The sequence below is a fragment of the Natronolimnohabitans innermongolicus JCM 12255 genome (genome assembly GCF_000337215.1).
GTDB classification, from domain to species: Archaea; Halobacteriota; Halobacteria; order Halobacteriales; family Natrialbaceae; genus Natronolimnohabitans; species Natronolimnohabitans innermongolicus.
Genome location: NZ_AOHZ01000017.1, coordinates 76,998 through 89,648 on the forward strand (window position 1 = coordinate 76,998; position 12,651 = coordinate 89,648).

13 protein-coding genes are annotated in these 12,651 nt (G+C 66.0%); 7 read left to right on the top strand and 6 right to left on the bottom strand.

The window, feature by feature from the left end; all coding sequences use genetic code 11:
• Positions 1-115: 115 nt before the first annotated feature.
• Positions 116-1,849 carry a radical SAM protein gene (locus C493_RS03745; protein ID WP_007258071.1) on the bottom strand — a complete coding sequence of 578 codons (1,734 nt, stop codon included), beginning with the start codon at positions 1,847-1,849 and terminating at the stop codon, positions 116-118.
• Positions 1,850-2,109: 260 nt separating this feature from the next.
• On the opposite strand from C493_RS03745, the gene C493_RS03750 reads away from it, so the two are divergent.
• The 5 genes from C493_RS03750 (at position 2,110) to C493_RS03765 (ending at position 6,277) form a co-directional block, all read left to right on the top strand.
• Entirely contained in the window at positions 2,110-2,481 is a 372-nt protein-coding gene (locus tag C493_RS03750) for a DUF7344 domain-containing protein (RefSeq protein WP_007258072.1), read from the top strand.
• Positions 2,482-2,486: 5 nt separating this feature from the next.
• Positions 2,487-3,215, top strand: a complete 729-nt coding sequence (locus tag C493_RS03755; RefSeq protein WP_007258073.1) for a DICT sensory domain-containing protein — start codon at positions 2,487-2,489, stop codon at positions 3,213-3,215.
• A 396-nt stretch (positions 3,216-3,611) separates the two neighbouring features.
• Entirely contained in the window at positions 3,612-5,240 is a 1,629-nt protein-coding gene (locus C493_RS03760) for an outer membrane protein assembly factor BamB family protein (RefSeq protein WP_161606879.1), read from the top strand.
• 181 nt (positions 5,241-5,421) lie between these two features.
• Positions 5,422-5,580, top strand: a complete 159-nt coding sequence (locus C493_RS23345; protein WP_007258075.1) for a DUF7559 family protein — start codon at positions 5,422-5,424, stop codon at positions 5,578-5,580.
• Between the two features lie 169 nt (positions 5,581-5,749).
• On the top strand, positions 5,750-6,277 hold the full coding sequence (locus tag C493_RS03765) for an Hsp20/alpha crystallin family protein (protein ID WP_007258076.1): 528 nt from the start codon (positions 5,750-5,752) through the stop codon (positions 6,275-6,277).
• 117 nt (positions 6,278-6,394) lie between these two features.
• Here C493_RS03765 and C493_RS03770 read toward each other — a convergent pair whose 3' ends face one another.
• A complete protein-coding gene (locus C493_RS03770; RefSeq protein WP_007258077.1) occupies positions 6,395-7,612 on the bottom strand; it encodes an NAD(P)/FAD-dependent oxidoreductase in 1,218 nt (405 codons plus the stop codon).
• A 222-nt stretch (positions 7,613-7,834) separates the two neighbouring features.
• Between C493_RS03770 and C493_RS03775 the strand changes: the two genes are divergently transcribed.
• On the top strand, positions 7,835-8,515 hold the full coding sequence (locus C493_RS03775; RefSeq protein WP_007258078.1) for a DUF502 domain-containing protein: 681 nt from the start codon (positions 7,835-7,837) through the stop codon (positions 8,513-8,515).
• Between the two features lie 21 nt (positions 8,516-8,536).
• On the opposite strand, the gene C493_RS03780 is transcribed toward C493_RS03775, so the two are convergent.
• The 4 genes from C493_RS03780 to ribH all read right to left on the bottom strand — a co-directional run bounded on the left by C493_RS03780 (position 8,537) and on the right by ribH (position 11,527).
• The gene (locus tag C493_RS03780) at positions 8,537-9,130 is read right to left on the bottom strand and encodes an NUDIX hydrolase (protein WP_007258079.1); all 594 of its coding nucleotides are present in this window, start codon (positions 9,128-9,130) and stop codon (positions 8,537-8,539) included.
• Between the two features lie 170 nt (positions 9,131-9,300).
• The gene (locus C493_RS03785; RefSeq protein WP_007258080.1) at positions 9,301-9,795 is read right to left on the bottom strand and encodes a DUF7109 family protein; all 495 of its coding nucleotides are present in this window, start codon (positions 9,793-9,795) and stop codon (positions 9,301-9,303) included.
• Between the two features lie 125 nt (positions 9,796-9,920).
• On the bottom strand, positions 9,921-11,069 hold the full coding sequence (locus C493_RS03790; RefSeq protein WP_007258081.1) for a pyridoxal phosphate-dependent aminotransferase: 1,149 nt from the start codon (positions 11,067-11,069) through the stop codon (positions 9,921-9,923).
• Between the two features lie 2 nt (positions 11,070-11,071).
• Positions 11,072-11,527, bottom strand: coding sequence for a 6,7-dimethyl-8-ribityllumazine synthase (gene ribH / locus C493_RS03795; protein WP_007258082.1), 456 nt, complete (start codon positions 11,525-11,527; stop codon positions 11,072-11,074).
• 171 nt (positions 11,528-11,698) lie between these two features.
• Here ribH and C493_RS03800 point away from each other — a divergent pair.
• A partial coding sequence (locus C493_RS03800; protein ID WP_007258083.1) for an elongation factor 1-alpha occupies positions 11,699-12,651 on the top strand: 953 nt, incomplete at its 3' end.

The following is a 12,651-nucleotide window of genomic DNA, read 5'->3' on the forward strand; positions in this document are numbered from 1 at the left end:
ACTGAAGCGCCTCCATAATAGTTCTACCGACAGAGAGTCACCAACTCACGGCTATTGGCGGATATTCCGGCGAACTCGGTCCATCTTCCGAGTGAGCGGTCCACGGTTTCGACCGTCAGTCCGCGCCTCCCGGCTCGAGGGCGCCCGCCGTCGCGACCCCCTCGAGGTCGACCGCCGTTCCGAGATCCGCGTCGGCGACGGAGTCGTAGGGTCGATTGACGACGATGTCACCGGCCGTACTGCTGCCGATGCCCGGAATCGCCGTGAGCTCGTCCATCGAGGCCGCGTTGAGGTCGAGGGGGTAGGGGACGCCGGTCACGGAGCGATAGCCGTGGTCGACGACCGCGACGTCGATCGTTCGCCCCAGTTCTCGCTCGCCGGGGATACCCACGAGCAGCGGGTAGGTTCCCAGCTGGCGGCCGAAAGTCGTCCCATCTTGGTGGTACTCGAGGTGGACGTTCGGCAACACGGTTCCCGGCGGAGCGACGCGGGCCAGCATCGGGTTGTCGATCTCCTCGCGAACCTGCCGCTTGTACCGCTTGAAGAGCTTCTTGTGCTCCCGTGCGATCTCGGCGCCCGTCTCGCTCATCTCCGTCCCGGCGAAGGACATCACCTGCCGGATGTTGATCCGTCGGAGCATGTATCCCTCGTCGTAGACCCGGTTGAGAAAGTCGAGGTTGCGCTCGTAGGTCTCCTCACGTTCGCCCTTGAGACCGTGCAAGAGGTTGATTCCGGGCAGCAGTTTGGGAAGTCGACGCGGGGCGTCGTCGCCGAAGGTGGGCCCGTCCGCGTGATCCTCACCGGGTCGCCAGCCCCCTTCCTCGTTGACGATTCGGACAGCCTCGAAACACTCCTCGGCGGAGACGTTCAGGTTGTTTTCCTCCTGGACCACCGGGTCGGCCGACTCGAGGCCGAACGCGGCGGTGTCGCCGGGCGTGTTGTGTTCGGCGATGATCCGGATCCCCTCCCGAGACTTCTCGGGCCACTCGACGATCGTGATTGGGTTCATGTTGTCGAGGTGGAGCGTCTCGAGATCGGGTGCGACGTCGCGGATCCCGCCGTAGAGCTGTCTGAGCGCGTCGGGATTTGGCGCCTCGCCGTCGCCGCCGTAGGCGAGGATATCCGCCTGGCGACCGATTCGAAAGTGGGTGACGCCGCGGTCGGAGAGGGCGTCGACCTCGCCGACGACCGACGGCGGCGGTCGGAACTCGGGGTTGCCGTAGAGCGGCTCGGTGCAGAACGAACACCGATAGGCACAGCCTCGAGAGGTCTCGAGTTCGGCGATGAGGTGGTCTGGGTGGTTCGGATGCTGTTCGACGACGAACGCGCCCTCCTGGGCCCACCGCGACACCTCGTCGATATCGCGCATCCGGTTGTTGAACCCCTCGAGGCCGCTCTCGACCAAGTCGTAGACGGCGGCCTCGACGTCGCCTTTGGCGACGAAGTCGAAGTCAAGATCCTGGCGTTCGGTCTCGGTCGCGCCGGCGTTTTCCTCGCCGACGCCGAACTTGACGGGGCCGCCCATCAGGCTCGTCCCGTTTGCGGTCCAGGCCAGTTTGCGCACCTCGTCGGGTTCGGCCGGCGTTCCGCCGACGTACTTCCCGGGGACGGTCATCCCGCCCAGGTAGATCATGAGGTCGGCCTCGTCGACGTCGCGCCAGCGGTTGGTCTCCTCGCGCAGGCCGTCGATCGTATGATAGGTGATCTGCTCGCGGGGAACGCCCGCGTCGACGAGCGCGCCCGCCGCGTAGCGGGGGTACGTCGAGATGTACGGCGGCACCCCGAAGTGTGCGGGCTCGTCGACGTAGCCGTCGACGATCGTCACCGAAAGCGTCTCGGGGTCGGTCATAGCGTCGGGTAACGTCTCGAGTGGTAAAACGATGACTACACAACTGCATCGCTATCGCGGACTCGTCGGCGTGACGGGGACTGGATCGACGCTCGTCACAGCAGCGGCGGCTTCTCGAGATCCGACTGTGAAGACGCCACTCCGAGCTGACGGTTCCATCGCCAGCGTATGGGGCAACTAGACGCATCGAACGACGTTCGCTTACGTCTCGGAAGTGACGGGTGAATACGTATTTCTGGTACTGCGTGGTAGCACTCAGCATGGACAATGAGTGGCTGCGTGCGATACTCGAGACAACCGAGGAGGTGGAGCGTAACACAGCCGCTGACCACCTCCTGTGGGTGCTCTCGGACCGGTATACTCGGTACGTCCTGGCGTCAGTCGTGGACGAATCGACGGTAACGCTCGAGGCGCTTACGGATGTGGTGGCCGGACTCGAGGCTGCAGAAACGGGGTCGATCGTGACGTCAAGCGATCACGAACGAATCCGGCTCTGGCTGTATCACGTCGTCCTCCCGAAACTCGACGACGTCGGCTACCTCGAGTTCGACAGCGAGGCCCAAACCGTCGAAACGGACGAGATTCCGCCGGTCTTCCGCGAGCTACTGGAGAACAGGAACGACGAGGTCTGATACAGATGGAGAACCTCCGGGACCAGTTCGACAGCGTCGCCGAGCGACGCCAGCTCCTCGAAGTTCACACGGACCGCGACCGAATTGCCTCGGAACTCGAACAGCAATTCTCGACGCGGAACGTTCGCATCGTCCGCAAGCCGGCGTTGTCGGTAAAGAACCCCGACTTCGTGATCGTCCGGGACGCTGATCGCGAGTTTCGCGCTGCGGTCGGGGTCGAGCATCTCGAGGCGATGCTCTCGCCTGAGATCCACCCCCCGTGGCGAATCGGCAACGGGGACGACGATGCCGCCGAGCGGTTTCGATTCCTCGAGAACACGATTTTCACTTCCTACGATCGACGGCAACTGCTGGCCGTCAGCCGCGAAATCGAGGAGCGAGCCTGGCGAACCGGCTCGGGAGCGATGTTCATCGGCTTTCAGAACACGGCAGCTTTCAGGACGCAGCTCCCGGTCTACGAACGGCTCGTTCGGGAGTGCGATCTGACCGTAACGGTTTTCGTCGAAAACGAATGGCGCGGGGAGACAGTCGACGGAATCGACGTGGTGTCCGATGCGGCGAGTGAGATCGGCGCGTTCTGGTTCGTGTTGTTCGACGGCGGTGGAAGCGATCTGAAGAAGTGCGGACTGCTCGCAGAAGAGCGCGAAGAGGGCCAGTATTACGGATTCTGGACGGACGAACCCGAGCGAGTGGACGAGATGATCGCGTATCTCAAGTCGTTGAGAGGCTTCTGATCGTCGGTCGTCGGAGAACAGGAGGCGTCTGACGCAGACAACCGAGGAAGCCACGCACGTTCGAACCGAGACACGGCTAGTACCCTCCCAAGCGTCGACTGATGGGGCGAATCGGACCACACCGCATGATTCGCCCCATCAGTTCAGGCTTGGGAAGCCACTAGCANTAGTACCCTCCCAAGCGTCGACTGATGGGGCGAATCGGACCACACCGCATGATTCGCCCCATCAGTTCAGGCTTGGGAAGCCACTAGCACCGACAGCGCCTCGAGTGGGAAAACGACACGCGATTCGCACTCCAGTACTGGGGTGGTGTCCGCTACGAAAACGGTTGTCCGAGCCGAAACTCGCGCTACAAACTCGATAGTAATGTCGCTGGGTCCGTCCCGTCGAGATATGCCAATGTGGAACCGTCGCTCGGTTCTCGCGACCAGTGTGGCACTCGCCGTCGCCAGTGGGATCGCTTCGAACGGCGTCGGTGCGTTCGACGCCGACGACGAGGGGACAGCCGCCGACCGCCCGGATCCGTCCCTGGAACCGAACCCGGACCTCGACGAGCAGTGGCTGTCAGCCGACGGCGGCGCCGGCAACGCTCGCTCCGTCCCGAACGACCCCGAATTCGACGGCGAAGCGCTCGAGCCCGCCTGGTCCGTCGACATCGACCACGTCGGATCAGTCGCCGTCACGGACGAGACGATCTACGCGACGAACGAGTCCGCGGTCGTCGCTCTCGAGGCGGCGGACGGCTCGGTCGTCTGGGAGGCCGACGACGTCGGCCACGCGAGTGAACCGGCGGTCGACGGCGACTCCGTCTACGTCTCCGGCGAGCACGGGGAAATCGTCGCGCTCGACCGCGCCGACGGCTCGATTCGGTGGAGCAGCGACGTCGATCCCGAGGACCGGAACGCGGTCAGCCGACACACGGTCGCGTACGGCGCCGTCTTCGTCGTCGTCGAGGGGACGCTCTACGCACTCGAGGCCGACGACGGCTCGGTTCGCTGGCAACTCGACGCCGTCGAGGACGAGGACGGCGAGACCGACGAGTTTCGCTCGGACGTCGCCGCGGCGAACGGCGTCGTCTACGCCGTCACCGAGGGGTTCGCGCTCGCCCTCGAGCCCGAGTCTGGCGACGAACGCTGGCGGGTCGAGGCGACGACCGACTGGTCGGACAGACCGTCTCGCGCGACGGCGACGGGCGTCATCGTCGGCGGGTCGTACTACGGGAGCCCGATCAGGGACGCCGAGACGGGCGAGCGTATCGCGGCTGCGACCTCGGAGTACGTCGAGTTGGTCCTCGACGACGAGATGTACGTCGGCGGGGACGCCCACGCGTTTTACGGGCGATCCTACGCCGCAGACGACGAGTACGAGTGGAAAGTCGACATTCACTACAGTCAAGTGTCGGCCGCCATCGCCGGCGAGACCGTCTACGCCTACGTCCACGAGGCGGAGCATCCGCCGAGTGCGGCGTACAGCGCGGATCTCGTCGCCCTCGATAAGCGCGACGGAACCGAACGCTGGGCCCGCTCCGGCGACGAAGTCCCGGTGGGTCCGATCCGTGCGCTCAGCGGCGACACCCTCTACGTCAGCCACGACGACGAACTCGTCGCGCTCCGAGAGCGGTCCGACGACGGAGAATCAGACGGATCTGACGACGGAGACGCAAACGGGGACGAGAGTGCAGACGGGAGTACGGAGAGCGAATCGGCCAACGGCGACGACGCAGACGATGCTACGGACGGTGAGTCAACCGAGGGGACAGGCGACGAGACGAGCACCGACGAGCTCACAGACGACGAGTCGACCGATACCGAGACCACAGACGAGTCTCCGACCGACGACGTTCTCGGCGACGAGGAATCGTCCGGGAGCGACGAAGAGGGAGCCGAATCCGCCGATGAGACAGCCGCCGCCGAAGACGCGGACGCGACGCCGGGGCTCACCACCGGCGCCGGCATCGTCGGAGGCGCCCTCGGTCTCGAGTGGATCCGACGGAAAACGAGCGCGGACGAACAGACCGACTGAACTCGTGGGCGTTCGCGCTGTACCTGTGTAACGACGGGCGGACACACCGGATACCCAGACGCCAATTCGAATCGGGGACGGGCGTCGCGTCGACCGGATGCGGTAGCCGGTATCCGACCGCCGCGTGGGAGGGCGTGCCGCAACCCCGACGTTGATGGTCCTCGTGGGGCAACTAGCCGGCATGCCACCGACCGAGGAAATCGTCTGTACCGACGAGGACTGCTTTCTCGACCTCTTCGAGAACCACTACACCTACGACGTGCCCGACGACCTCGAGGTGCCCGACCTCGCCTGTCCCGTCTGCGGCGGCAGCGACTGCCTCGAGCGCGTCGAACTGTAGCCGTGGGCGGCTGCTATCACTCCCGTGAACGGGCAATCCGTCAGACGTTTATTTTGAACCATCAAAAGGGATATGAATGCGGACAGTGTATCCACTGATACGTAATGTCTCGGATGCACCTCCTGGTCCCCTACACCTCCCCGACGGCCTCGCTCAGGGGTGAGTTCTCGTGAGTCTCGGCGACCTCCGGAAATCGATCGGTGACGCGCTTTACCGACAGGTCGGTCGCGCGAGCGGACACGTCCAGTCTCACCGCTCGCTCCCGGTCGACGTCCTCGAGAACGAGACCGCCTACCAGGTCGTCTTCGACGCGCCGGGCGTCGAACCCGACGACGTCCAGGTGCGCTATCTCGAGGGGACCGTCAAGATTCGACTCGAGCGTTTCCGCGAGTACCGCGACCGCTACGAGATCCGATTTCCCGGCCGCGGAATGGAACTCGACGGTGAGGCCGACCTTCCCGAGGACGCGATCGTCGACCCCGATGCAGGGACGGCGACGCTGACCGAAAGCGGCACGCTCCGCATCGATATTCCGAAGGATCCGTCGCTCGAGACGGCCGCCGACGCGACCGAGGAGTCGGTCACCGAGGAGTCGGATTCGAGTTCAGAGTCGAATTCGACTGGCGAAACCGAGTCCGACAGCGCCGATGAATCGGACGAGTCCCGCGAAGCCGACGAGATTACGGCCGACGACTGAGACGGACTGCCATCTCCATCCATCGGTCTCTGTTCTCCGCGCCGTTTTCTGCCGTTCTCGAATCGACTCGAGTTGTACAGCTCGAGCGTCTCGAGTCGACCGACCCGCCGTCGATTTTCAGCGCTCCGTTTCGGCCTCGATCGACATGCCGTCGACGACCTCGAACGCCTCGTCGCCGTCGAAGCGGGTGGGGTCGAAGGCGTCGATCCCGTCCTCGCCGAGGACGTCCTCGGCGAGGCGCTGTCCGATCGCCGGCGCGCGCATGAAGCCGTGGCCGTGGAATCCGGTCGCGACGTACAGCCCGTCGCGTACCTCGCCGACCAGCGGGTCCCGATCCGGCGTCGCCGTACAGAGGCCGGCCCAGGCGCGCTCGAGTTCGACCGACGCGTCGGGGAGCCGACCTCGAACGCGCCCGAGCAGGTCGTCAGCGAACCCCGGATCGGCGTTTCGATCGTACTCGTCGGGATCGGCTTCGACGCGTTCGGTCCCGTCGCCGGCGAGCAGGCCGTCGGGGTGGGGACGCACGTAGTAGTTCTCGGTCGCGTCGTACCACATCGGCTCCGAGAGGTCGCAGTCGGCGACCAGCGCCTGGACGCGGTAAGGTTTCATCGCGATCGAAACGCCCGCGTCCGCGAGGACCCGTTTCGTGTGGGCGCCGGCGGCCACGACCACCGCGTCGACCTCGCGTTCGCGTTCGCTCTCGCCCGCGGAGCGTGGTTCCGTGCGGACGACGCGCGGTGGATCGTACCGGACCTCGACGGGCGTGTCGGGCGCGAGCGTCGCGCCGGCGCCGTCGGCCGCGGCGGCGAGACACGCGGTGTATTTCGCCGGGTCGGTGTAGCCCGCCGCGCCGGCGATCCCCGCGGCTGCGACGTCGTCGGTCTCCAGCGCGTCGAACCGGTCGGCGAGCGCGTCGTCGTCGGCCTCGAGGGCGACCGTCCCGTTTTCCTGCATCCGTTCGACCTGCCCGCGGATCGCCTCGGCGCGGTCGGCGTCGCCCGCCTGGGCGAACCAGACGTACGGGCACTCGACGAACGGGAACGTCTCGTCGCCGGAGAGGACTCGGAAGCGTTCGATGGCGTCGCCGCCGATTTCGGCGTCGAGCGGATCCGCGAACGCGTCGTAACAGACGCCCGCCGCGCGGCCGCTCGAGCCGCCGGCGATCTGGCCCCGGTCGTACAGCGTCACGTCGGCGCCCTTGCGAGCGAGGTCGTAGGCTGCCGTCGCGCCGACGGCGCCGCCGCCGACGACGGCGATCTCGAGGCCGGCGCCAGACTGGGTGAACGCGTCCGCCCCGACGGCGATCTCCGGGTCCTCGTCGACGTCGTCGATCATGGCCGATCACGCGCCGGTCCGGCGGGTGGGAAGGATGCGGTCGATCGATACTGCGTTCGAACGGTGAGCGCGCGAACGGAAGCCGTCATGCGAGTGACTGGGAGTGGCTGACACTTACGTGTGTGTGGTTGCGACCGATCGGTCGGCGCTCCGCCGCAGTCCATTCGAGTCCACAATCTACTCATAGGAGGGGCGCCTGACTCGGGGTGTGAGCGTCGACAGATGAGTTCGGTCAAAGGGGATTTCGGGCGCGGGCTCATCGTCATCGGCCCCGTTCTCGTGACGCTGTTTATCCTCTATACGCTCTACGCGTTCATCTCGAGTATCACGCCGGGGATCATCCTCAACGCCGACCTCCTCGAGCCGTTTTTCCCCTGGCTGGGCGACTACGCGCTCGCGCAACTGGCCAGTTTACTCCGCGTTCTCTCGTTCGTCTGTGCCATCGCGCTCGCGATGTACGTCGTCGGTCAGCTGACCGACACCACCACCGGCGACGTGTTCGAGGGGATCGCCGACTACGTGGCGAACCGCGTTCCCGTCATTCGGGTCATCTACAACGCCTCGAAGACTGCCACCGAGACGGCACTGGGCGAGGGACAGACCCTCCAGACGCCGGTTCACGTCGAGACCTGGGACGGCTTGCGAATGACCGCGTTCAAAACCGGCCGGACGACCCAGGACGGCCGCGTGACGCTCTTTTTGCCGACCTCGCCGAACATCACGACCGGCTTCGTCCTCGAGGTCTCGACAGACGAGATCACCGAACTCGACGAGAGCGTCGAGGAGGCGCTGACCCGGGTCGTCAGCGCGGGCTTTGGCGACGCGGATCGTGCCGAAGACCTCGAGGACGGATCACTCACCGTCGTCGGAGAGATCGATTCCGGCGGGCCGCCCCGTCGGTGATCGACGTCGCTCTCGGCGGGGCTACCGACGGGAGCGCTCGACGCGCTCGGGGGCCTCGAACGCCGTCGTCAACTCGAGCAACTGGACGAGTATCCGCCCCGTCGCGCCCCAGACGGTGTAGCCGTCGACGTGGAAGTAGTGGATAACGATGTCGCCGTAGTAGGGGTGATCGCGGCGTTCGTACTCGTAGTTCGCGGGATCGAGCAGTCCCGACAGCGGCAAGACGACGATTTCGGCGACTTCGGAGCCGTCGCGGACGTATTCCTGATCCGGAACGCGTCCGACGAACGGCGTGACCGCGTACTCGGTGATGGTCCGAATGTCGTCTAGCTGGCCGACGACATCGACCGCCGCGGGCTCGAGGCCGATCTCCTCGTGGGCCTCCCGGAGCGCGGTGTCGAGGATGGTCTCGTCGACGGGTTCGGCGCCGCCGCCGGGAAAGCTCATCTGTCCGGGATGCTCGCCGAGGTGGTCGGCTCGACGGGTAAACAGGAGGTGGTCCTCGCCGTCGCGCTCGATGATCGGCGCGAGAACCGCCGCGTCGTGTTTCTGGTCGTCGATCTCGAGCGGGTCGTGCGTCGCGACCGGCTCGAGGGTCATCGTCGGCTGTGGCATGGTGGGTGGTCGCTTTCAGTCTCGTCTCGGTTGCAGCTCGGTCCTAATCGCGATCGTGAGTGCGGTCCAGTCGCGGCTTCACGTCGCCTCGCCGGGAGTCGCGTACCGAATCGTCGGTCCCGACCGGAATCCTCGTTTCGGTTCCGGAGTTCTTCGACGCGGCGACTCGATCACTCGCGAGCCGCCTCGAGGCGCTCGCGTTCGGTCGCGAGGTCGACCGGCGCCCAGGCCTCGAAGTCGTAACTGACGTCGATCAGATGGGCCAATCGGTCGTCGTCGCCGTCGTCGATCGCGCCCTCGAGTGCCGACGTGAATCGGTCGTCGGCCGTCTCGCCGAGCGCCGCCCGATCGAGGCGCCGACGGTCGACGTCGAGGATGTGCGGAACGTCCTCGGCGTGTTCGGGCACCGACGGAAACGCGGTCGGGCCGGCGACGAGCAGCGTCTCGGTATCCTCGGCACCGTCGGCACCGTCCGGTCCGGGATCGTGGCGGACGAGCGCGAACGACTCGAGTGCGTCGTCGATCGCCGCCTCGAGGGCGTCCTCGTCGAGGGACTGTCCGTTCGCCCGGTAGGCGGCCTCCGAGAGGGCTCGCTCGAGTTCCGGACGGGTCAGCCCGCCGAAGAGGTCGACGACGCCGGCCAGTTCGTCCGCGGTCGCGTCCATACGCTCCACAACGGACGAGGGGCAGATGAGGATTGTGGTCGTCGCCGCGTACCGAGGCTGATCGGCGCCGCTACGGTCCCGACGCCATCGAAGAAGTGACGGTGAGTTCGTCGTCGAACGGCGGTCTAGAGGTAGCCTTCCTCGGCCAGTCGCTCGATCCCTTCCTCGAGGCGCTCCTCGCTTGCGGCGTAGGAGATTCGCGCGTAGCCGGGGGTTCCGAAGGCGCTGCCCGGCACCGTGGCGACGTGGGCGTCCTCGATGGCGCCCTCACACCACGCTTGGTCGTCGTCGTCGACGGGGAGCATCATATAGAACGCGCCTTCGGGGACGGCGACGTCGACGCCGTGGTCCTCGAGCAGGTCGACGACGAGGTCGCGTCGCTCCGCGAAGGCCTCGGTCATCTCGGAAACGGCGTCGTCGGTGTTCTCGAGTGCCTCGATGCCGGCGTGCTGGACGAAGTTCACGGCCGAGGAGACGGAGTGACTGTGGAGTTTGCCGGCCTGATCGATCAGCTCCTCGGGGCCGGCGAAGTAGCCGAGTCGCCAGCCGGTCATCGAGTAGGCTTTCGAGAAGCCGTTGACCGTGACGGTGCGGTCGGCCATCCCCTCGAGCGTGCCCAGGCTCGTCGGCTCGACGCCGTAGGTGATCTCCTTGTAGATCTCGTCGGAGATGACGGTGATATCGTGTTCGACGGCCAGATCGCGCACGCCCTCGAGCGCGGCGTCGGAGTAGACGGCGCCGGTGGGGTTCGACGGCGAGTTGACGATCAGCAGTTCGGTCTCGTCCGACACTGCGTCGGCGAGGTCGTCGAGGGCGGGCTCGAGCTGGAAGTCGGAATCGGAGAGGTCGACGCGCGTGAGGTCCCCGCCGGCCATCTTCACCATCGCCTCGTAGGAAACCCAGGCGGGATCGAGCAGGACGACCTCGTCGCCGTCGCCGATCAGGGCCTGGACGATCTCGTAGAGCGCCTGCTTGGCGCCGGGGGTGACGATGATCTCCTCGGGGCCGTGGTCGAGGCCGTCGTCGGCGAGCTTGTCGGCGATCGCCTCGCGGAGGTCGATGATCCCCGCGGAGGTGGTGTAGCCGGTGTGGCCGGCGTCCATCGCGTCCTTGCCGGCCTCGACGATGTTTTCCGGCGTCGGGAAGTCAGGTTCGCCGACGGAGAGGTCGACGACGTCGGCGCCCTCGTTCTCGAGTTCGGTCGCGAGCGCGGAGATAGCGAGCGTTGCGGACGGTTCGACTCGGGTCAGGCGGTCGGTGAATTCCATGGACATCGTTAGGCTGCGTCTGAATCTACGTCTACGGGTTCGGGTGCGTCTGCGTCCGATGCGGGCAGTTCGTCGACGAGGTCGAGCGCACCGTCGACGGCTTTCGCCGCGTTTTCGACGCGTTCGCGCGCTTCGGCGGCGGACATTCCGGGCCCCGTCACGCCGAGAGTCACGGGCGTATCACGCTCGAGACTGACGTCGGAGAGCCGCTGGGCGGCCGCATCGGTGATCACCTGATCGTGGTCGGTGTCGCCGGTGATGACGGTCCCGATCACGGCCACCGCGTCGACGGCCTCGAGGCGGGCGAGGCGGTCGGCCGCCAGGGGCGCGTCGTACGCGCCCGGGACGTGCACCGTCTCGTACACCTCGGCGCCCGCGGATTGGGCCGCCTCGAGGGCCTCTTGCTCCATTTGCTCGGTGATCGGCCGGTTGAACTCAGCGACCACCAGTCCGAGCGTGGTCATACGCGAGCGGTAGAGAGGGTGCCTAAAAGAGGTACCGTTCTACGGCGACGAACCGCGACGAACGAGTCGAACGGAGTCGTTCGCGCGTATCGTCGTCTCGGTTTCCGAACTGTCGTGACGCGCTGAACGAGGGTTTACGCCCGTCGGCCGTCTAGATGACAGAGAACCGCAATGAGCGCAGGCAAACCGCACCAGAACCTGGCCATCATCGGCCACGTCGACCACGGGAAGAGCACGCTCGTCGGACGACTCCTCTACGAGACGGGGAACATTCCCGAGCACGTGATCGAACAACACCGCGAGGAAGCCGAAGAGAAGGGGAAAGGCGGCTTCGAGTTCGCCTACGTCATGGACAACCTCGCCGAGGAGCGAGAGCGGGGTGTCACCATCGACATCGCCCACCAGGAGTTCGACACCGACGAATACGACTTCACCATCGTCGACACGCCGGGCCACCGCGACTTCGTCAAGAACATGATCACCGGGGCCTCACAGGCCGATCACGCCGTCCTCGTCGTCGCCGCCGACGACGGCGTCGCGCCCCAGACCCAGGAGCACGTCTTCCTGGCTCGGACCCTCGGCATCGACGAACTCATCGTCGCCGTCAACAAGATGGACGTCGTCGACTACGAGGAGTCGACGTACGACGAGGTCGTCGACGAGGTCACGCAGCTGCTCAACCAGGTGCAGTTCCAGACCGAAGACGCCTCGTTCATCCCGATCTCGGCGTTCGAAGGCGACAACGTCGCCGAGGCCTCCGACGAGACGCCGTGGTACGACGGCCGTTCCCTGCTCGAGGCCCTCAACGATCTTCCGGAGCCCCAGCCGCCGACGGACGCGCCGCTCCGACTCCCGATTCAGGACGTCTACACGATTTCCGGTATCGGTACCGTCCCCGTCGGACGTATCGAGACCGGGATGATGAACGTCGGCGACAACGTCTCCTTCCAGCCGAGCGACGTCGGCGGCGAGGTCAAGACGATCGAGATGCACCACGAAGAGGTTCCCAAGGCCGAACCCGGTGACAACGTCGGGTTCAACGTCCGCGGCATCGGCAAGGACGACATCCGCCGCGGTGACGTCTGTGGCCCAGCCGACGAGCCGCCAAGCGTCGCCGAGACGTT